Origin of the sequence: Pseudomonas sp. WS 5010 (assembly GCF_012985565.1) — a bacterium.
Taxonomy (GTDB): Bacteria; Pseudomonadota; Gammaproteobacteria; order Pseudomonadales; family Pseudomonadaceae; genus Aquipseudomonas.
In genome coordinates this window covers 227,410-247,946 of the sequence record NZ_JAAQWQ010000005.1, presented here as the reverse complement: position 1 = coordinate 247,946, position 20,537 = coordinate 227,410, and the positions used below count along the sequence as shown (strand labels likewise).

Genomic DNA, 20,537 nt, shown 5'->3' with positions numbered 1-20,537 from the left:
CCCATGCCGCGTTTTGCCGCCAACCTGTCCATGCTGTTCACCGAACAGGACTTTCTCGCCCGCTTCAAAGCCGCCGCCGATGCCGGTTTCAGCGGGGTGGAATACCTGTTCCCCTATGAGTTCAGCTCCGCCGAAATCAAGGCGCAGCTCGACGCCCACGGCTTGACCCAAGTGCTGTTCAACCTGCCCGCCGGTGACTGGGCCAGCGGCGAGCGCGGCCTGGCCTGCCACCCGGACCGGGTCGAGGAGTTTCGCGCTGGGGTCAACCTGGCCATCGCCTACGCCCAGGTACTGGGCAATACCCAGATCAACTGCCTGGCGGGGATTCGCCCTGCCGGCGTGGACGACGCCACCCTGGAAAAAACCTTCGTCGCCAACCTCAAGTACGCAGCCGACAAGCTGCAAGCGGTGGGCATCAAGCTGGTGATGGAAGCGATCAACACCCGCGACATTCCCGGCTTCTACCTGAACAACACCGCACAGGCCCTGGCGATTCGCGAACAGGTGGGCAGCGCCAACCTGTTCCTGCAATACGACATCTATCACATGCAAATCATGGAAGGCGACCTGGCCCGCACCATGGCCACGCACCTGGATCAGATCAACCATATCCAGCTGGCGGACAACCCGGGGCGCAACGAGCCGGGCACCGGTGAAATCAACTACCGGTTCCTGTTCGAGCATCTGGAGCGCATTGGCTATCAGGGTTGGGTCGGCTGTGAGTACAAGCCGTTGACCACTACCGAGGCTGGTCTTGGCTGGCTCAAGAGCCATAACGCGATCTGACCAACACCATAAAAACCTGTAGGAGCTGGCTTGCCTGCGATGCAGACACCTCGGTGTATCAGGCATACCCAGGTGGCGCCATCGCAGGCAAGCCAGCTCCCACGGGGGCAGTGCAAAACCTGCATAACGAATAAAAAGAGGACTTCATCATGGCTAAAATCGGCTTTATCGGCACCGGCATCATGGGCCAACCCATGGCCGCGAACCTGCAGAAAGCAGGTCACCAACTGTTCCTCTCCGAGCACCACGGCAAGGCGCCCGCCGAGCTGGTCGCCGCCGGTGCCGTGGCCCTGGCCAACCCGCAGCAAGTGGCCCAGGAAGCGGAATTCATCATCGTCATGGTGCCCGATACCCCCCAGGTCGATGACGTGCTGTTCCGCGCCGACGGCGTAGCGGCTGGCCTGTCGCCGAACAAAGTGGTGATCGACATGAGTTCGATCTCGCCCACCGCCACCAAGGCCTTTGCCGCCAAGATCAACGCCACTGGCGCGCAGTACCTCGACGCACCGGTGTCCGGCGGTGAAGTCGGCGCCAAGGCCGCGACCCTGAGCATCATGGTCGGTGGCGAGCCGCAGACCTTCGAACGCGCCCTGGCGCTGTTCCAGAGCATGGGCAAGAACATCACCCTGGTGGGTGGCAATGGCGATGGCCAGACCGCCAAGGTGGCGAACCAGATCATCGTTGCCCTGAACATCCAGGCGGTGGCCGAAGCGCTGCTGTTCGCCGCGAAAAACGGCGCCGATCCGGCCAAGGTCCGCGAAGCGCTGATGGGCGGCTTCGCCTCCTCGAAGATTCTCGAAGTGCATGGCGAGCGGATGATCAAGGGCACCTTCGACCCGGGTTTCCGGATCAACCTGCACCAGAAGGACCTGAACCTGGCCCTGGCCGGCGCCAAGGAGCTGGGGATCAACCTGCCCAATACCGCCGGCACCCAGCAAGTGTTCAGCACCTGCACCGCGATTGGCGGCGGCAACTGGGACCATTCGGCGCTGATCAAGGGCCTGGAACATATGGCGAATTTCTCGATTCGCGATAAGTAACCGCCCCTTTTTCAATGCAATCCCTGGTAGGAGCTGGCTTGCCTGCGATAGCGGTCGTTCAGTGACAGATTAATCGCCTGACACACCGCCATCGCAGGCAAGCCAGCTCCCACATTTGGCCCTCATTCCACGTTGCAAACCCAATAACAAGAACCCGGGAGCCCGCTTATGTCGGTCGATCCGCAACACCTGCTTCGCGAGCTGTTTGCCACAGCCATCGACGCTGCCCACCCCCGGCAAGTCCTCGAACCTTATCTGCCCGCCGACCGCAGCGGCCGCGTGATCGTGATCGGCGCGGGTAAAGCTGCGGCCGCCATGGCCCTGGTCGTGGAAAACAGCTGGCAGGGCGAGGTTTCGGGACTGGTGGTCACACGCTACGGCCACGGCGCGCCCTGCCAGAAAATCGAAGTGGTCGAAGCCGCGCACCCCGTGCCCGATGCCGCTGGCCAGGCCGTGGCCAAGCGCGTGCTGGAACTGATCAGCAACCTTGGCGAAGACGACCGTGTGATCTTCCTCCTGTCCGGCGGCGGTTCGGCGCTGCTGGCGTTGCCGGCGGCGGGTATCACCCTGGCCGACAAACAAGCCATCAACAAAGCCCTGCTCAAATCCGGCGCGACCATCGGCGAGATGAATTGCGTGCGCAAGCACCTCTCGGCGATCAAGGGCGGGCGACTGGCCAAGGCCGCCTGGCCGGCCACGGTCTACACCTACGCGATTTCCGATGTGCCGGGCGACCAGGCCACGGTGATTGCCTCCGGCCCGACCGTCGGCGACCCGAGCACCTCGCAACAGGCCCTGGCGATCCTCAAGCGTTACCAGATCGAAGTGCCAGCCTCGGTGCGCAGTTGGTTGCAGAACCCGGAGTCAGAGACCGTCAAACCCGGTGACCCGTGCCTGGCGCGCAGCCATTTCCAATTGATCGCGCGGCCGCAACAGTCCTTGGAAGCGGTGGCGGTCAAAGTGCGCCAGGCCGGCTTCAGCCCGCTGATCCTCGGCGACCTGGAAGGCGAAGCGCGGGATGTGGCCAAGGTCCACGCCGGCATCGCCCGGCAGATCGTGCAGCACGGCCAGCCGCTGGCGGCGCCCTGCGTGATCCTCTCCGGCGGCGAGACCACCGTGACCGTGCGCGGCAATGGCCGTGGCGGACGCAACGCCGAGTTCCTGCTGAGCCTGACCGACAGCCTCAAGGGCCTGCCTGGCGTGTACGCCCTGGCCGGTGATACCGACGGCATCGACGGTTCCGAAGACAACGCCGGGGCAATCATGACCCCCACCAGCTACGCCCGCGCCGAGGCCCTGGGCCTGTCGGCCAGCGATGAGTTGGACAATAACAATGGCTACGGCTATTTCGCGGCACTCGACGCGCTGATCGTCACCGAGCCGACCCGTACCAACGTCAACGACTTCCGCGCCATTTTGATACTTGAGACTGCTGCCCATGACGCCTGACAAGAAAGTCAAAATCCTCGCCACCCTGGGGCCGGCCACCGACGGTATCGATGACATCCGCGAGCTGGTGGAAGCCGGGGTGAATATCTTCCGCCTGAACTTCAGCCATGGCGATCACGCCGACCATGCCCAGCGCTACCAGTGGATCCGCCAGGTCGAGCGCCAGCTCAATTACCCGCTGGGGATCCTGATGGACCTGCAAGGGCCGAAGCTGCGGGTCGGGCGTTTCGCCGAGGGCAAGGTGCAACTGGTGCGTGGCCAGGCGTTGCGCCTGGACCTCGACCCCACGCCGGGCGACCAGCGGCGGGTCAACCTGCCCCACCCGGAAATCATCAAGGCCCTGGAACCGGGCATGGACCTGTTGCTCGATGATGGCAAGCTGCGCCTGCGGGTGATTACCAAGCATGCCGATGCGATCGACACCACGGTGTTGAATGGCGGCGAACTGTCCGACCGTAAAGGGGTGAACGTCCCACAAGCCTTGTTGGAGCTCAGCCCACTGACCGCCAAGGACCGCCGCGACCTGAGTTTCGGCTTGGAACTGGGTGTGGACTGGGTGGCACTGTCGTTTGTGCAACGCCCCGAAGACATCCGTGAAGCGCGCGAACTGATCGGCGACAAGGCGTTCTTGATGGCGAAGATCGAGAAGCCCTCGGCGGTGCGCCACCTGCAGGAAATCGCCGAGCTGAGCGATGCGATCATGGTCGCCAGAGGCGATCTGGGTGTGGAAGTGCCGGCCGAAAGCGTGCCGCAAATCCAGAAAGACATCATCAGCACCTGCCGCCAACTGGGCAAACCGGTGGTGGTGGCCACGCAGATGCTCGAATCCATGCGTTTCTCGCCGGCCCCGACCCGCGCCGAAGTCACGGACGTGGCCAATGCCGTGGCCGAGGGCACCGATGCGGTGATGCTCTCGGCCGAAACCGCGTCCGGCGAATACCCGCTGGAAGCCGTGCAGATGATGAGCAAGATCATCCGCCAGGTGGAGAACGGCCCGGACTACCAGACCCAACTGGATGTAAGCCGGCCCAAGGCCGACGCCACCGTGTCCGATGCCATCAGCTGCGCGATCCGCCGGATCAGCAGCATCCTGCCGGTGGCGGTGCTGGTGAACTACAGCGAGTCGGGCAGCTCCAGCCTGCGCGCGGCGCGGGAGCGGCCGGCGGTGCCGATCCTCAACCTCACGCCGAACCTGTCCACCGCGCGCCGCTTGAGCGTGGCCTGGGGCGTGCATTCGGTGGTCAATGACCGCTTGCGGCAGGTGGACGAGGTGTGTTCCACAGCGCTGGAAATCGCCCAGGCCCAAGGCATGGCGCAGCGTGGGGATACGCTGTTGATCACCGCGGGGGTGCCGTTTGGGCAGCCGGGGTCGACCAACTCGCTGCGTATCGAGACGTTGATCTAGCGTCTGTTCGGGCCTTATCGCGGGCAAGCCCGCTCCCACATTTGACCGTGTTCGCAGATCAAAATGTGGGAGCGGGGTTGCTCGCGATGGGGGCAACTCGGTCTTACTGACTTACCCACCATGCCCAACCCAACCTGCCCCGACTGGGCCGAAGCCCTGCTCAACGGCTTCAGCCAGATCTTCCTGCAACGCCACCCGCTGTGTGGCCTGCTCTGCCTGCTGGCGATCCTCGCCTGCGCCCCGGCCCTGCTCGGCGGTGCGCTGCTGGGCGGGGTCGCCGGCCTGCTCACGGCCCAGCGCCGCGACTATCCCAAGGCCGAGCGCCAGGCCGGGCTCTATAGCTATAACGGTGTGTTACTGGGGCTGCTGATCGGCCAGCACTTTGCCTGGTCAGCATTGCTGCCGCCGCTGATCCTGGCGTGCGGCGGCCTGAGTGCGATCCTGACCCGGCAATGGGTCAAGCGCATGGCCCATGGCGATGACCTGCCCGCCTATACGGTGCCCTTCGTCGGGTTAGGCTGGCTGCTGCTCGGCACGGTCTCACCGGCCACCCTGCCCCTCATTGCCGCCACTCCCCTGGACTGGCTGAGCGCGCCACTGGTCGGGCTGGGCCAGGTCGTGCTGCTGGATCGACCGCTGGCCGGCCTGCTGATAGCCCTTGGCCTGCTGTTGGCCAGTCCTCGCGCGGCGCTGTGGGCGATGCTCGGGGCCGGCAGCGGCGTGGTGCTCGGCCTGCTGCTCGACGACCCCGCCGGCGCCCTGCTCGGCCTGCACAGCTATAACCCGGCACTTGCCGCCCTGGCCCTCAGCCACTACCGGCGCCAACCCTGGCTGCCGTTGCTCGGCATCCTCCTGGCCAGCCTGCTTGCCCCGGGTTTTGCCGGCCTGCACCTGGCGCCGCTGACTGCACCGTTTATCCTCGCCTGCTGGTTGGTGCGCGCGACGTTGCGCCTGCGGCACAGGGTCAACGTGGACAGCCCGTTCGAATCCCCCTAGGCTTCGCAGACCTACGATTCAGGCGGACTTCATGGACAGCAACAACGACTGGCGCCAGCGGCTCTACGTCATGGTATTTCAGAGCGACACGGTGGCCGGGCGGCGTTTTGACGGCATCTTGCTGCTGATCATCCTCGCCAGCCTGGTGATCGTGATGCTCGACAGCATCGACCAGATCCACCAGAACTACGCCGATGTGCTGGCCTATATCGAGTGGGGCTTCACGCTGATTTTCCTCATCGAGTACGGCCTGCGCCTGTATTGCTCGCCCAAACCGTTGCGGTATGCCTTCAGTTTCTACGGGCTGGTGGACTTGCTGGCCATCGTCCCCGGCATCCTGGCCCTGTACTACAGCGACGCCCAGTACCTGCTGATTATCCGCATCATCCGCATGTTGCGGATCTTCCGGGTGCTCAAGCTCGGCCCCTACCTCAAGCAGGCCAACTACCTGATGTCGGCGCTGCGCGGCAGCAAGCAGAAGATCGTGGTGTTCCTGGTCAGCGTCTGCACCCTGGTAACGGTGTTCGGCACCCTGATGTACGTGATCGAAGGCCCGGAGCACGGCTTTACCAGCATCCCCAAGGGCATCTACTGGGCTATCGTGACCCTGACCACCGTGGGGTTTGGCGACATCGTGCCCAAGACCCCGCTGGGCCAGGTGATCTCCTCGCTGGTGATGATCACCGGCTACTCGATCATCGCCGTGCCCACCGGGATCTTTACCGCCGAACTGGCCAACGCCATGCGCGGCGAGCAACTGCAACACGACTGCCCGGTGTGCCAGAAAAGCAGCCACGAACCCAATGCGGCCTTCTGTTCACGCTGTGGCAACGGCCTCTATAAAAAAGTGGAATAAGCAAAGTTCTTTTTAATCTTTAAGCGTCTATGCCGCCCCGGCTATAGTCGTGGGCTATAAGCCACTACCTTCTCGAACAACAAGGAATGAGCAGTGAAAAAACTTGTTAGCGCTTCGCTCCTGGCCGCAGGCCTCGCACTGTCTGTCGGCGCCCAGGCCGCCTCGACCACCCTGCTCAACGTCTCCTATGACGTGATGCGTGACTTCTACAAGGACTACAACGCGGCGTTCCAGAAGCACTGGCAAGCCGAACACCCGAACGACAAGCTGACCTTGCAGATGTCCTTCGGCGGTTCCAGCAAACAGGCGCGCTCGGTCATCGACGGCCTGCCGGCTGACGTGATCACCATGAACATGGCCACCGACATCAATGCCCTGGCGGACAACGGCAAACTGGTGCCCGACAACTGGGTCACCCGCCTGCCGAACAACAGCGCACCGTTCACGTCCGCCACCGTGTTTATCGTGCGCAAGGGCAACCCCAAGGCCCTCAAAGACTGGCCGGACTTGCTCAAAGATGGCGTGCAGGTGATCGTGCCCAACCCCAAGACCTCCGGCAACGGGCGCTACACCTACCTGTCGGCCTGGGGCTATGTGCTCAAGAACGGCGGCGATGAAAACAAGGCCAAGGACTTTGTCGGCAAGCTGTTCAAGCAAGCTCCGGTGCTCGATACCGGTGGCCGTGCCGCGACCACTACCTTCATGACCAACCAGATCGGCGACGTGCTGGTGACCTTTGAAAACGAAGCGGAAATGATTGCCCGTGAATTCGGCCGCGACCAGTTCGAAGTGATCTACCCAAGCGTCTCTGCCGAAGCCGAGCCGCCGGTGTCGGTGGTCGACAAAGTGGTCGATAAAAAGGGCACCCGTGCAGTGGCCGATGACTACCTGAAATACCTGTGGTCGGCCGAAGGCCAGGAAATTGCAGCCAACAACTACCTGCGTCCACGGGACCCGAAGGTGCTGGCCAAGTACACCGATCGCTTCCCGAAAGTCGACTTCCTGTCGGTGGAGAAGACCTTTGGTGACTGGCGCACCGTGCAGAAGACCCACTTCAATGATGGTGGAGTGTTCGACCAGATCTACAACGGCCAGTAACTGACCGGACACGCTCAACAATGTGGGAGCGGGCTTGTCGGATCGCCGCATCGTCGCGACAGCGGTGTATCAGCCAGGTATTTCTAACCTGATACGCTGCCATCGCGCGCAAGCCCGCTCCCACATTGGGTTGTGCGCAAGACATTAATGCCAGGCATGTCTGAAATCATCAGTAACACTTACCTCGTCCCTCGCCTACCCTTTACCCTTCGCATCCTCCTTCCCCGTTTTAACGAGAACACCATGACCGCTACTCCGCCCGCGACCGCCACCATGACCCGTGGCATGGTGCTGCTGTTCGCGTTCTGCTGCGGCGCTATCGTCGCCAATATCTACTACGCCCAACCGATCATTGAACTGATTGCCCCGGACATCGGCCTGACGCCGGCCATGGCCAGCCTGATCGTGTCCCTGACCCAGATCGGCTACGCCCTGGGCCTTTTTTTCCTGGTGCCGCTGGGCGACCTGTTGGAAAACCGCCGGCTGATGATCACCACCACCGTGGTCGCCATTGCCAGCCTGCTGGGCGCGGCCTTTGCCGAGCAGCCGAACCTGTTCCTGCTGGTGTCGTTGCTGATCGGCTTCAGCTCCGTGTCGGTGCAGATTCTGATTCCCCTGGCCGCGCACCTGGCGCCCGCCGAATCCCGTGGCCGGGTGGTGGGCAGCATCATGGGCGGCCTGTTGCTGGGCATCCTGCTGGCACGGCCGGTGTCCAGCCTGGTGGCTGACCACTTCGGCTGGCGCGCGATGTTCATGGCGGCGGCGGCAATGATGGTCCTGATCAGCGTGGTACTGCTGTTGACCGTGCCCAAGCGCCAGCCGGATCACAGCGCCAGCTATGCCCAGTTGCTGCGTTCGTTGGGCACCTTGCTGCGCGAACAACCGTTGCTTCGTCAACGGGCGTTCTACCAGGGTTGCCTGTTTGCGGCCTTCAGCCTGTTCTGGACCGCCGTGCCCCTGGAGCTGTCGCGTAACCATGGGCTGAGCCAAAGCGAAATTGCCCTGTTTGCCCTGGTCGGTGCCCTCGGCGCCATTGCCGCCCCTATCAGCGGGCGCCTGGCCGATGCTGGCCATACCCACCGCGCCTCGCTGCTGGCGATGCTGTTTGCCGCGCTGAGTTTTCTGCCGGCGTTTATCCACCCGATCTACAGCGTGATTGGCCTGGCGGTGACCGGCGTGGTCCTGGACTTCTGCGTGCAGATGAACATGGTCCTTGGCCAGCGCAGCATCTACGCCCTCGACGCCCATAGCCGCAGCCGCCTGAACGCGCTGTACATGACCAGCATTTTCATCGGCGGCGCCTTCGGCTCAGCGATTGCCAGCAGCGTGTATGAGCACGGCGGCTGGCTTGGGGTGATCGTGGTGGGCAGCCTGTTCCCGCTGGTGGCGCTGTTGCGGTTCTTGAGTGTGTCTCGGGCGGCATCGGCGGTGAGCGCCTGACGTTCGACACGACGCCAGTACGCTCGGGCCCCGGCCTGGGGTTCACCGGTGGCTCTTCTCCAGCATGCGCAAGAGCGACTGGAACAGGGTGAGGGTTTGCTGGAGAAAACTCGCTACCGTCGCAAGGAGCGAAGCGCTGGTTCCTGGCTCCGGTACGGGGGCCGGCGTAGGCGTAGGTCGCGGCGACGGAGTGGGCGCCTGCCCTCCCGTCACGATATCGGCCTGTGCGATTTTGCCGGTGGTGATCACCAGCAGATCAGGTTTGCCATTGCCGTTCATATCAATCGCCAGGCTGCCACGCCCGGTACTCTCCTGGTAGCTGAGCACCGCATTGCCGGGCTTCCCGGTGAATTGACTGGAGAACGTGAGGCCCTTGATACCGGCTTCTCTCAGGGCCCCGGACACATCGATCTTGTCGGTACCACTAGTAAAATCCGCGATCCGATCAGGGTTGCGCGGCGTGGAGTCACTGGCCTTGTCGTAAACGAAAGTGTCAGCGCCCTCCCCCCCGCGCAGCCTGTCTGCCCCGGCGCCGCCCTTGAGGCGATTGTCCGCATCATTGCCCGTCAGCACATCATTGCCAGAACCGCCGACGGCATTTTCCAGGGTCACGCCCTTGGCGATGGAGACGTTACCGCGCAGGCCGCCGACGTCCGAGAATGATTCTGCATTGAGGTCGATCTTCTGGTTCTGCCCATACCCGGAAAAATCCAGGGTGTCGTTGCCGCCCCCGTCCCACACACAAAACAGCGCCGCCTCGCGTGCATTCTTGAGGCTCAGGACGTCACGCCCGGTATCGGAGTTGAAGCCGTAGGTTGTGTCTGTGCTACGGGTTTTGTGGTTGGCCCCATACATTTTCTGAATCGCCGCGATGTCATGCATCATCGGTGCCGAGGGCATCAGCCCCCGGAAGTCATGACCGGCGTGCTTGGTCTCGGCCCAGTAACTCATGACCGTGCCGGCCCGGGTGTCCTGCGCGAACGTCGCATCCCTTTCGTACGTCCCCCCGCCGTTGTACTCCCCGGGGTGGGCCAGCCCCAGGCAATGGCCGATCTCATGCACCATGGTGGTGTTGAAATAACTCCCTTCCTGAGGTGCATGTGCCGCCCGGCGTGTCCCGATCATGGCGCGCGCGCCGGAGTTATGCCGATCAGGACCCCATGCCACGCCACTTTCCATGCGATTGGAACCAGTGACTTGAATCGATCCATCTGCCTTGCGCGCATTTTCATGAAAGCTGATATCGGCTACGTCCTGCCAAGCCTCCATGGCCCGGCGGGCACAGCCTTTCTGTGGTTCGGTGAACCCGCGAAGATTGAAAGAAACCTGGGTCTTGCCGTCCCGGTCTCGATCGTAAAAGCGCATACCACTGCGCGTCAGGTGCCTTGCGACCTGATCGGTGTTCAAGGAGCGTTTTCCACGGCCGTAAAACTGCGCCTTGGACGGCGGGTCCGTTTCTGCTGGATGGTGAGCTGGGTGAGTACCTGCGTGGCCTATCTGACACATGGCGATCTCCGAAACGATTAGTGGCTGGAGTAACAGCGCCCAACATCAGTGAAAACTGCCTGGACCACCGTCATCTGCGGCTAATCTTTCATGCAGGAAACCTGCCTTGCCACCTGGGTTTTAAGTCTGATTGAAACGTTTTGGCCTGCTGTGGGATTTGCTCACAAAACACATGGACTCTTACACTCCAGCCCCGTGAATCGACCTCGAAAAAACCCGTTCAAGTGGCTGACGGCGATTAAAAAAATGCCAGCAAAAGCCGAATGCCCTACGGGACATGTTCTCCATCCCGAGAAATATTCGCTCGCCATTTTCAGCGTAACCCCAAGGTCCCCCTTGAGCTAGAGCACCCGCCCATCCCAACCCACCGTCACATGCGGCGGCAGTTCACTGCGATGCTGCAACAGCCAGGCATCCAGGGTGTGCCCGACGTGGGTCAGTACGCCAAGCTCGGCGCCGCACGCGTCGATGCATTGCAGGGCCAATGTCAGGTCATTGTGATTGCGCGGCGCCTGGGGTTGCGGTGGCATCGAGCAGTCGATGACCAGCACGTCCAGGGGCTCACGCCGCAGCCAGTCGACGGTCGCCGGGGGCAGGCCCGTGGTGTCGGTCAGATACGCCAGGCGCCGTCCCTGGCCTTGCAGCAGGTAGCCGAAGGTCGGCTTGGAATGTTGCAGGGGCAACGCGGTGACCGCCATCTCGCCAAATTGCCGGGTCTCGAACTCGGCAAAGGGCTGGCTGAAATCGAGGATGCCGGGGTGTTTGTAGAGGTCCGACAAGCCCTCGGGGTCTGCCGGGCCATGCACCGGGATGATCAGGCCCTGGCCCCAGCGCAGATGCAGCAGGCCCTGGGCATGATCGGCGTGGTAGTGGGTCTGCAAAATGCCGTTGAAACTGCGGGGCGGGAAACGCTCGGTCAGGTCCGTCAGGCCGCTGTCGATCAACCAGCGCTGGTCGCCGCATTCGATCAGCGCGCTGCACTCGCGGCGGCGCAAACGCTCATCGCTGCGCGCCAGGACGCAGGCCGCGCATTCGCAGCCATACACCGGGACTTGGCGGGCGTCGCCGGTGCCCAGCAGGGTCAGGCGCATGCCGAGTGCCCCTCGTCCAGACACTCGAGCAACCGGGCGACGGTGTGCGCCAACGGCCCGGAGTTATCCAGCAGCAATACCCCGGGCGCGGCCTGCAGGCTGTCGCGAAACTGCGCATTGCGTGCCAGGCGCGCGTCGATTTCTGCCACCGACTCACGCCCCCGCGCCAGCAAGCGTTGGCGCAATACCGCCTGGTCCACGGTCAGCAAGACCACCAACAACGTCGGATAACGCGCGCGGGTTTGCGCCAGATGGCCACGGGAGCCATTGACCAGCACATCGTCGCCAGCCGCCAGCCAGTCGTCGATCTGCCGTGGAATGCCATAAGACAAGCCATTGGCATGCCAACTGAGGGCAAAGCCGCCCTCGGTCTGCAGCGCGGCGAATTGCTCGGGGCTCACACCCTGGGCGGCCTCGCCCACCGCTTCGGCCGAACGGGTGATGACCCGTCGCACAATGCGGCAACCGCGCTCGGCCAATGGCCCGCGCGCGGCATCCAACAGGCTGTCCTTGCCCGAACCCGATGGCCCGATGAGATAGATCAACCTGCCCGCCATCAAAACACCCTCTTGGCTTGTCGCCAGACTTGTTGGACTACCGGCAGCCCGCCCTGGGCCCTGGCTTGCACCAGGTCCGCGCGCAGGCCCAGGGCAATTTCCCCGCGATCCCTGAGGCCCGCCGCGTGCGCAGGGGCCAGGCTGATCATTTGGATCGCCTGGGGCAGATCGCAGTCATTGTCCTGGGCCGCCAGGGCAAAGGCCGCTGGCAACAGGCTAGCCGGGTAGTAGTCACTGGAAAGTATATCCAGCAATCCTTCCGCGGCCAGGCCGGCGGCGGCCACATTACCCGAGTGGGACCCGCCACGCACCACGTTCGGCGCGCCCATCAGCACTTTCATGCCCAATTGCCGGCATCCGCGCGCCGCTTCCAGGGTGGTGGGGAACTCGGCGATGTTCATGCCGTAGCGCGCCGACTCCTCGACATGGGCCAGGGTCGCGTCGTCATGGCTGGCCACCGACAAGCCACGCGCCAGGCAATGCTCGACGATGGCTGAGCGATAGCGGTCGCTGTAGGTCTTGGAGTTGGCCATTTGCAGCACCACGAACGCATCCATGGTTGCCTCGTCCAGGTGGTACTTGCCCATGTAGTACTCGCGGTACTTGGACTGCAGCACAAACTGGCGCTGGCCCGGCGAGTGGTCCATCACCGACACCAATTGCACCAGCGGGTTTTCCACCAGATCGCGGAACACGCTCAAGGTGTCCGGGTGGCACAACTCGCAACGCAAGTGCAGGCGGTGTTCGGCGCGGGTCAGGCCGGCCTCTTGCGCCGAGGCAATGGCATTGAGCATCGCCGGCAGTTTCTGCATGCGATTGCCCTTGGGGTTCACGTCGCCGATGGACACCGCATCAAACACCGTGGTGATACCGGCCGCGATGATCTGCGCGTCATGGCTGAGCACCGCCGAGATCGACGGCCAGTCCACGCCGGGCCGCGGGGTCATGTGTTTTTCCAGGTTGTCGGTGTGCAACTCCACCAACCCCGGCAGCAGGAAATCACCGCCCAGGTCCTGGGCCTGGGGCAGCTGGCTGCGGCCTTCGGCGAGGTCGACGATCACCCCGTCACGCAGCACCAGGCTGCCGAGAAATACACGATCAGCGGTAACCAACTGGGCATTACTGAGGATCTGTTCAGCGGGCATCGGCGTAGTCCTCATCGGTGATCACAGCGGGCGTCATGTCCAAATGGCGGTCGGCCACCGCCTCACGGGCGGCACGGTCATGGAAGATGCCGATCAGTGCGGCACCGCCGGCCTTGGCTTCGTTGATCAGTTCCAGGACAACCTGGCGGTTGCGCTCATCCAGGGAGGCTGTCGGTTCGTCCAGCAACATCACCGGCCAAGCCACCATGAAGCCACGCGCGATATTGACCCGCTGCTGCTCGCCCCCGGAGAACGTGCCCGGCGCCAGTTGCCACAGGCGCCGGGGGATATTCAGGCGCGCCAGCAAATGCTCGGCACGGGCCTGGGCGTCAGCCTTCGTCCAGCCACGGGCCAGCGCGGGCTCCATCACCACATCCAGGCAGGCAACCCGGGGGATCACCCGCAAAAACTGGCTGACATAGCCCAGGGTCTGCTGGCGTACCTGGAGAATGTCCCGGGGGGCTGCGCCCACCAGTTCCAGCCATTGCCCGGCATGCCACACGCGGATGCTGCCTCCGGCCGGCAGGTAGTTGCCATACAAGGTGCGCAGCAAGGTGCTTTTACCGGCACCGGACTGGCCGTGCAGCACCAGGCATTCACCGCCCTGCACGCTGAACGCCACCCCGCGCAGTACGTTGAGCACCACGCCGTTCTGCTGGTGCAAGGTGAAGGTTTTCGAGAGGTCGCGGACCTCGATCAAGGCACTTGTCATGGCTGCAATACCGAGGACACCAGCAGTTGAGAGTAAGGGTGCTGTGGATCGTCGAGGATCTGGTCCGTAAGCCCGGTTTCCACCACCCGCGAGCGGCGCATCACGATCAGGCGATCGGCCAGCAGGCGCGCCACCGCCAGGTCGTGGGTGACGATCACCACCGCCAGGTCCAGCTCGCGCACCAGGCCGCGCAGCAGGTCGAGCAGGCGCGCCTGCACCGACACATCGAGGCCACCGGTGGGCTCGTCCATAAACACCAGGCGCGGGCTGGAAACGAGGTTGCGCGCGATTTGCAGGCGCTGCTGCATGCCGCCAGAGAAAGTGCGCGGCAGGTCGTCGATGCGCTGCGGGTCGATCTCCACCTGGCCCAGCCAATCCAGGCCGGCGCCGCGCAGTTGCTGGTAGTTGCGCACGCCCTGGGCCATCAGGCGCTCGCCAATGTTGGCGCCGGCCGACACGCCCATGCGCAGGCCGTCGCGAGGGTTCTGCTCAACGAAGCCCCATTCGGTGCGCAACAAAGTGCGGCGTTCGGCTTCGCTGGCGCTATAGAGGTCCAGCCATTCGCCGTCCTTGCTGCGATAGCCGACGCTGCCGGCCTGGGGCGGCAAGCGCCCGCTCAACAGCGAGAGCAAGGTGGATTTACCCGAACCGGACTCGCCGACAATCCCCAGCACTTCGCCGGGGTACAGATCAAAACTCACCTCCTGGCAGCCCTTCTGCGGGCCATACAGCAGGGACAGGTCGCGCACTTGCAATAACGGCTGGCTCACTGGTTGTTCTCCTTGACCCGTTGGGCGCAGTACCAGGTGTCGGAACACACAAAACTCTGGGTGCCGGCGTCATCGAGAATCAGCTCGTCGAGGAACGATTCATGGCTGCCACAGATGGCGCAGTGGTGTTCCCATTTCTGCACCTCAAAGGGGTGGTCCTCGAAGTCCAGGCTGCTGACCTGGGTGTACGGCGGCACCGCGTACAGGCGCTTTTCGCGGCCGGCACCGAACAGCATCAGCGCCGGGCTCATGTCGAGTTTCGGGTTGTCGAATTTGGGGATCGGCGAGGGGTCCATCACATAGCGCTCGTCGACCATCACCGGGTAGGCATAGGCGGTGGCGATGTGGCCGAAGGTGGCGATGTCTTCGTAGAGTTTTACGTGCATCACCCCGTAATCGTTGAGGGCGTGCATGGTGCGGGTCTCGGTTTCCGAAGGCTCGATAAAGCGCAGCGGCTCGGGGATCGGCACCTGGTAGACCATGATCTGCCCGGCCTGCAGCGGGGTTTCCGGGATGCGGTGGCGAGTCTGGATCACCGTGGCGTCGGGGGTGGCTTCGGTGGTGGCGATGCCGGCGGTGCGCGCAAAAAAGCGCCGGATGGACACGGCGTTGGTGGTGTCGTCGGCGCCCTGGTCGATGACCTTGAGCACGTCGTCGGCGCCGAGGATCGCCGCTGTCAATTGCATGCCGCCGGTGCCCCAGCCGTAGGGCAACGGCATCTCGCGGCCACCGAACGGCACTTGGTAACCGGGAATCGCCACGGCCTTGAGCAAGGCGCGACGGATCATGCGTTTGGTCTGTTCGTCGAGGTAGGCGAAGTTGTAGGCGGCGTCATTCATGGCGGGTGCCCTCGGCCGGTTGGCGCAGTTTGCGGATCAGTTCCAGTTCGGCCTGGAAGTCCACGTAGTGAGGCAATTTGAGGTGCGAGACAAAACCGGCCGCCTCGACGTTGTCGCAGTGGGCCAGCACGAATTCTTCGCGCTGGGCCGGCGAGACAATCTCTTCGCTGTACTCCTCGGCACGCAGCGAGCGATCCACCAGGGCCATGCCCATGGCCTTGCGCTCGGCATGCCCGAACGCCAGGCCATAGCCGCGGGTGAACTGCGCCAACTCGGTGGCTGAGCCGACGAACTGGTTGACCATCTCGCACTCGGTGACTTCGATGCTGCCCAGGCAAATGGCAAAGCCCAGCTCTTCGGGATCGATCCAGACCTCTACGTCACCGATACGAATCTCCCCGGCAAACGGGTGATTGCGCCCGTAGCCACGCTGGGTCGAATAGCCCAGCGCCAACAAAAACCCTTCATCGCCACGGGCCAGGGCTTGCAGGCGTTCGGCACGGCTGGCGGGGAACTCCAGCGGGTCGCGGGTGATGTCAGCGACGCGGGCGTGGTCGTCGGCCTCGTGCTTGATCAGGCCTTCCTTGGCCAGCAACCCCAGCACCCGTGGACACGGTTCGAGTTGCGCATCCGCCGTGGTCTGCGGGCCTGGATACTCACCCTCGGCCAGCAGTGCGAAATCCAGCAGGCGATGGGTGTAGTCGAAGGTCGGGCCGAGCAACTGGCCGCCGGGCACATCCTTGAAGGTGGCCGACAACCGCCGGCTCAACGACATCTGCGCGGTATCGATCGGCAGGCTCGGGCTGAAACGCGGCAACGTGGTGCGGTAGGCGCGCAGCAGGAAGATCGCTTCTACCAGGTCCCCCGCCGCCTGCTTGATTGCCAGCGCGGCCAGCTCTTCGTCGTACAGCGAGCCTTCACTCATCACCCGCGCCACGGCCAGGGGCAGTTGCTGGCGGATCTGCTCGACGCGCAGCTCCGGCACGGCCGGGTCGCCCCGGCGTTTTTTCGCCAGCAGGCGGTGGGCATTGTCGATGGCCTGTTCGCCACCCTTGACGGCTACGTACATCAGGCGTGCTCCTGTGTGATGCGGCTGCTGCGCGGCAGGCCGAGCAGGTGATGGCCGGCGCTGAACAACACGTCCAGGCCACGGGGGAAGGCTTCACGGCGCTGGCGCTCCAGCCAGAACACCGGCGGCACCGGCACCTGCACCCGGCGCTGGGCCTGGATGCCCGGGCCGCGCCAGAGCAAGGCGCGCCCGGCGTCCAGGTCAGTAAGCTGGACCAGCAAGGTGCAGGACTGGTCGGGGTAGCGATCATTGCCGTGGTCGAAGCCGCTGAGGTCGAACAGGTCCGGCTCGCCGAGCAAGGCAAACGCAGCCTCCTCCCGGCGCGCGACCAACGGGCAGCCGCAGTGGAAGGCCAGGTTGGCGCGGATCAGCGGCGTGTCGAAGCCAGGTGCCAGCCACAGCGGCGTGTCGACATCCAGCAGCGCCAGGCACAAGGCATAGGTGGCGGGCGCCAGGCCATCGAGGTGCGGGGCTGCCGGCAAGTGCTGGAGCAAACCCGGCTCGGCCAAGGCCTTGAGCGCCGCGCGAAAACTGCGCTGGGCATCCAGTACCGGGTCGACAAACGCCGGTTGCAATAATTGAGCGTGCATCAGTTTTCTCCTCGCACCAGGGTGAAGAACTCGACCTTGGTGGCCGCGGTGTCGGCTTCTTTTTGCGCGCGACGCCGGGCCTGGGCCTGGGCCAGGGCGCTGATCAAATCCGTGAGCCAAGGGCTCGGCTGCGCGTTTTGCAGATGGGCATCGGCCAGGGCCGCCAGTTCGGCGTGGACCTTGTCGCGCCCCGCCAGGTAGCTGTAGCCGGTGCGGCCATCGGCCAGGCGCACCACACAGCGGGTCACCGTCATTTCGCCGACGTTGAACGGCGCGCCATTGCCGCCCATGCGCCCGCGCACCAGGGTCATGCCGATTTCCGGGGCGCGGATCAGTTGGTACTCGGCGTCCTTCAATGCCGCTTCGTGGGGTTGCAGTTCATTGAGCTGGGCGCGGGCAAGTACGCCAATCCAATGCTGACGCGGGGACAGATTCATCGGGGTCTCCATCAAGTCACCACCTGGTACTGGAAGCGATCCGAACGGCTGGTGGACTGCGCCAGCTCCACCGGGCGGCCATCGCGATCGCGGGAAAGGGTGAATACGGTCAAGGCCGGCAAGTGCCGGGGCATCATCAGCAGCGCGGCTTCATCACGGTTGGGCAGGCGCGCACCGATCAGGCTCAGGGTGCGGGTCAGCGGCAGGTCGCGCTCGCGCAGGTACTGGCGCAGGGAGCCGCCGTTGTAGTGCGCCAGCAACGGCGCGTGGCTGGCGCAGTAGCGATGGCGGATCAGGCTGACGGGCTGCTGGTCGAGCTTGCGCAGGGTTTGCAGCTCGATCATCGGTGCCATTTCGGCGATGCCCAGGTGCTGCGCTTCTTCGCGGCTGGCGTAGCAGTAGCGGCGCTTGAGCAGCAGCGCCTGCACGCCATGCCCCAGGGCCGACAGCGATTGGCTGTAGGCGGTGTCGGCGCCCATCGGGTAGATCAGCGGCCGGTCCAGCACCTGGGTGCCTTTGCCCTGCTGGCGCAGCAGGCTGCCTTCGAACACCAGTTCATCAATGGCGCGGCGCAGGGTGTGGCGGTTGACGCCAAAGCGTTCGGCCAACTGCACCTCGCCCGGCAGGAACTCCCCGGCCTGGTAGCCGCTGAGTTCGCGGCGCAGGATATCGGCGAGTTCGCGGTACACCGGCTCATCTTGTCTAGACAACTGCATGCTTTAAAAAAAGCGCCCGCAGGCACCCCTCCAAGGTCAGATAAACCGCTTGCGCAGGCGCTGGGACAGCACGTCGATCAGGCTTACCACCACGATGATCACCAGCAGCACCGCGCAGGTCTGCACGAACTGGAAGGCGCGGATGTTCTCCCACAGGATCACGCCGATGCCGCCCGCGCCGACCATGCCCACCACCGTCGCCGAGCGCACATTGGCCTCGAAGCGGTACAGCGCGTAGCTCACCCACAGCGGCATGACTTGCGGGATCACGCCGTAGATCACCTCTTGCAAGGCGCTGGCACCGGTGGCGCGCACCCCTTCCACCGGGCCTGGGTCGATGGCCTCGACGGCTTCGGCAAACAGCTTGGCAAGTACCCCGGTGGTGCTGATCCACAGGGCCAACACACCGGCAAACGGACCAAGCCCGACCGCCACCACGAACAACATGGCAAACACCATTTCGTTGATCGAACGGAAGGCATCCATCACCCGGCGCAGGGGTTGGTGAATCCACCAGGGGGTGATGTTGTCGGCGCAGAGGATGCCCAGGGGCACCGAGCAGACAATCGCCAGCACCGTGCCCCAGAGGGCGATTTGCACGGTGACGATCATTTCCTTGAGGTAGGAGCGCCATTCGTGGAAGTCCGGCGGGAAGAAGTCGGCGGCGAAGGTCGCCATGTTTCCCGAGTCGCGGTACAGCGCCAGCGGGTTCATTTCTGCGCCTTTCCAGGCCCAGGCCAGCAGCACCAGGAACAGGCCCCAGCCGAGGTATTGCGGCCAGGTTCTTTTACCCACGGCTTCAGCGTGCAAGGTCGTCATGGATCACTCTCGATAATGGTTGGAGCTGGGCCTATGTGTGTGTGTGTGGGAGCGGGCTTGCTCGCGAAAGCGGTGTGTCATTCAACACATCCAGCGACTGACTCACCGCTTTCGCGAGCAAGCCCGCTCCCACACAAGCCCGTTCACACATAGGCTCAGTTCACACATAGGCTCCGGTCCCACAGGGGGGTTAGCCGTTGGCGGCGGGTTTCTTGTCCAGCTCGCTCAGGCGCTGTTGCAGCGTGGCCAGGTCGGCGTCGATCTGCGCCAGCTTCTTGGCTTTATCTGCCTCGGCCAGCTTGCTGTCGGCACTGATGGTGGTGCGTTGCTTGAACAGTTCCAGCTGGCGGATCGGCAGCAACTGGTCGTCAGTGGACGCGAGGAACTTGCCCAACTGCATGTTCTTGAGCACCGCCTTCTCTTCATCGGTGTCGCCGTAGCTGAAGATGAAATCGCGGATCTTGCTCTTCTCGCTGTCAGTCAGGGCCTTGCTCCACACCAGCGGGTCGGCGGGGATCAGCGGCGACTTCCAGATCACCTTGAGTTGGGCGGCCTTGTCCGGCTGGGTCACTTCCAGGCGGTCCCAGCTTTCGGTGTTGAAGGTGGCCACGTCCAACTGCCCCTTGGCCACGCTCAGTGCGTTGACTTCATGGCTGGAATTGAGCGTGCGCTTGAAGGCGGTGGCGGCATCCACATTGTTCTTGGCGAACACGTAGTAGCCCGGCACCAGGTAGCCCGAGGTGGAGTTCGGGTCGCCATTGCCGAAGGTCAGGTTCTTGGCGTTCTTGAGCATGTCTTCGACGGAGTTGAGCGGGCTGTCCTTGCGTACGATCAGCAGGCTCCAGTAGCCGGCGGCGCCGTTGGCAGCGGCGGTCTGGGCGAAGATCTCGCCGTTGGAGCGGTCCACCGCCTCCATCGCTGCCTTGTTGCCGAGCCAGGCCACATCGACCTTGTTAAAACGCATGCCCTGGATCAGGCCGGCGTAATCGGAGGCGAAGGTGGCGTTGATGGTCAGGCCGGTCTTCTTGTGCATGTCGTCGAGAAACGGCTGCCAGATGCTCTTGAGGTTCTGCGAAGACTCGGTGGACATGATGCCGAAGTTGATGGCCTTGTCGGCGGCCTGGGCATTGCCCATGGCGACGCTGGCCAACAACACGGCAGACAGGAAAACATGACCGATACGGTTCAACATGCAGGCGACTCCTAGGGATCGTGA

Annotated in this window: 21 protein-coding genes; 8 read left to right on the top strand and 13 right to left on the bottom strand. The window is 63.7% G+C overall.

The genetic code is table 11. From position 1 onward, the window contains the following. Window positions 1-3: 3 nt before the first annotated feature. The 8 genes from hyi (at window position 4) to HBO11_RS17965 (ending at window position 9,070) form a co-directional block, all read left to right on the top strand. Window positions 4-786, top strand: coding sequence for a hydroxypyruvate isomerase (gene hyi / locus HBO11_RS18000; protein ID WP_169956451.1), 783 nt, complete (start codon window positions 4-6; stop codon window positions 784-786). A 149-nt stretch (window positions 787-935) separates the two neighbouring features. Continuing rightward, complete coding sequence (locus HBO11_RS17995) at window positions 936-1,826, top strand: 2-hydroxy-3-oxopropionate reductase (protein ID WP_169956449.1); 891 nt, start codon at window positions 936-938, stop codon at window positions 1,824-1,826. A gap of 168 nt (window positions 1,827-1,994) precedes the next feature. Continuing rightward, a complete protein-coding gene (locus HBO11_RS17990) occupies window positions 1,995-3,275 on the top strand; it encodes a glycerate kinase (RefSeq protein WP_169956447.1) in 1,281 nt (426 codons plus the stop codon). After that, a complete protein-coding gene (gene pyk, locus HBO11_RS17985; RefSeq protein ID WP_169956445.1) occupies window positions 3,265-4,680 on the top strand; it encodes a pyruvate kinase in 1,416 nt (471 codons plus the stop codon). The genes HBO11_RS17990 and pyk overlap by 11 nt, the downstream gene beginning before the upstream one ends. A gap of 120 nt (window positions 4,681-4,800) precedes the next feature. Then, on the top strand, window positions 4,801-5,676 hold the full coding sequence (locus HBO11_RS17980) for an urea transporter (protein ID WP_169956443.1): 876 nt from the start codon (window positions 4,801-4,803) through the stop codon (window positions 5,674-5,676). 31 nt (window positions 5,677-5,707) lie between these two features. After that, window positions 5,708-6,532 (top strand): ion transporter, encoded by an 825-nt coding sequence (locus tag HBO11_RS17975; RefSeq protein WP_169956441.1) that lies wholly within the window; start codon window positions 5,708-5,710, stop codon window positions 6,530-6,532. A 93-nt stretch (window positions 6,533-6,625) separates the two neighbouring features. After that, complete coding sequence (locus HBO11_RS17970; RefSeq protein WP_169956439.1) at window positions 6,626-7,630, top strand: sulfate ABC transporter substrate-binding protein; 1,005 nt, start codon at window positions 6,626-6,628, stop codon at window positions 7,628-7,630. A gap of 243 nt (window positions 7,631-7,873) precedes the next feature. Further along, window positions 7,874-9,070, top strand: a complete 1,197-nt coding sequence (locus tag HBO11_RS17965) for an MFS transporter (RefSeq protein ID WP_169956437.1) — start codon at window positions 7,874-7,876, stop codon at window positions 9,068-9,070. Between the two features lie 42 nt (window positions 9,071-9,112). Here HBO11_RS17965 and HBO11_RS17960 read toward each other — a convergent pair whose 3' ends face one another. The 13 genes from HBO11_RS17960 to phnD form a co-directional block, all read right to left on the bottom strand. Next, window positions 9,113-10,477 (bottom strand): M10 family metallopeptidase C-terminal domain-containing protein, encoded by a 1,365-nt coding sequence (locus HBO11_RS17960; RefSeq protein ID WP_169956435.1) that lies wholly within the window; start codon window positions 10,475-10,477, stop codon window positions 9,113-9,115. A 440-nt stretch (window positions 10,478-10,917) separates the two neighbouring features. Beyond that, complete coding sequence (gene phnP / locus HBO11_RS17955) at window positions 10,918-11,667, bottom strand: phosphonate metabolism protein PhnP (protein WP_169956433.1); 750 nt, start codon at window positions 11,665-11,667, stop codon at window positions 10,918-10,920. After that, window positions 11,658-12,224, bottom strand: coding sequence for a phosphonate metabolism protein/1,5-bisphosphokinase (PRPP-forming) PhnN (gene phnN / locus HBO11_RS17950; RefSeq protein WP_169956431.1), 567 nt, complete (start codon window positions 12,222-12,224; stop codon window positions 11,658-11,660). The genes phnP and phnN overlap by 10 nt, the downstream gene beginning before the upstream one ends. Beyond that, complete coding sequence (locus HBO11_RS17945; protein ID WP_169956429.1) at window positions 12,224-13,369, bottom strand: alpha-D-ribose 1-methylphosphonate 5-triphosphate diphosphatase; 1,146 nt, start codon at window positions 13,367-13,369, stop codon at window positions 12,224-12,226. The genes phnN and HBO11_RS17945 overlap by 1 nt, the downstream gene beginning before the upstream one ends. Continuing rightward, window positions 13,359-14,081 carry a phosphonate C-P lyase system protein PhnL gene (gene phnL / locus HBO11_RS17940; protein WP_169956427.1) on the bottom strand — a complete coding sequence of 241 codons (723 nt, stop codon included), beginning with the start codon at window positions 14,079-14,081 and terminating at the stop codon, window positions 13,359-13,361. Before phnL ends, HBO11_RS17945 begins: the two co-directional genes overlap by 11 nt. Then, the gene (gene phnK / locus HBO11_RS17935; RefSeq protein ID WP_169956506.1) at window positions 14,078-14,887 is read right to left on the bottom strand and encodes a phosphonate C-P lyase system protein PhnK; all 810 of its coding nucleotides are present in this window, start codon (window positions 14,885-14,887) and stop codon (window positions 14,078-14,080) included. Before phnK ends, phnL begins: the two co-directional genes overlap by 4 nt. Continuing rightward, window positions 14,848-15,690: an alpha-D-ribose 1-methylphosphonate 5-phosphate C-P-lyase PhnJ gene (locus HBO11_RS17930; protein WP_169956425.1), complete on the bottom strand. Its 843-nt coding sequence runs from the start codon at window positions 15,688-15,690 to the stop codon at window positions 14,848-14,850. The genes phnK and HBO11_RS17930 overlap by 40 nt, the downstream gene beginning before the upstream one ends. Further along, window positions 15,683-16,759: a carbon-phosphorus lyase complex subunit PhnI gene (locus tag HBO11_RS17925; RefSeq protein ID WP_169956423.1), complete on the bottom strand. Its 1,077-nt coding sequence runs from the start codon at window positions 16,757-16,759 to the stop codon at window positions 15,683-15,685. The genes HBO11_RS17930 and HBO11_RS17925 overlap by 8 nt, the downstream gene beginning before the upstream one ends. Further along, window positions 16,759-17,349, bottom strand: coding sequence for a phosphonate C-P lyase system protein PhnH (gene phnH / locus HBO11_RS17920; protein WP_169956421.1), 591 nt, complete (start codon window positions 17,347-17,349; stop codon window positions 16,759-16,761). Before phnH ends, HBO11_RS17925 begins: the two co-directional genes overlap by 1 nt. Next, window positions 17,349-17,786 (bottom strand): phosphonate C-P lyase system protein PhnG, encoded by a 438-nt coding sequence (gene phnG, locus HBO11_RS17915; protein ID WP_169956419.1) that lies wholly within the window; start codon window positions 17,784-17,786, stop codon window positions 17,349-17,351. The genes phnH and phnG overlap by 1 nt, the downstream gene beginning before the upstream one ends. Window positions 17,787-17,797: 11 nt before the next feature. Further along, window positions 17,798-18,502 (bottom strand): phosphonate metabolism transcriptional regulator PhnF, encoded by a 705-nt coding sequence (gene phnF / locus HBO11_RS17910; protein ID WP_169956417.1) that lies wholly within the window; start codon window positions 18,500-18,502, stop codon window positions 17,798-17,800. A 36-nt stretch (window positions 18,503-18,538) separates the two neighbouring features. Next, the gene (gene phnE / locus HBO11_RS17905; RefSeq protein ID WP_032859104.1) at window positions 18,539-19,321 is read right to left on the bottom strand and encodes a phosphonate ABC transporter, permease protein PhnE; all 783 of its coding nucleotides are present in this window, start codon (window positions 19,319-19,321) and stop codon (window positions 18,539-18,541) included. Between the two features lie 190 nt (window positions 19,322-19,511). Then, entirely contained in the window at window positions 19,512-20,513 is a 1,002-nt protein-coding gene (gene phnD / locus HBO11_RS17900) for a phosphonate ABC transporter substrate-binding protein (RefSeq protein ID WP_169956413.1), read from the bottom strand. Between the last annotated feature and the right edge of the window lie 24 nt (window positions 20,514-20,537).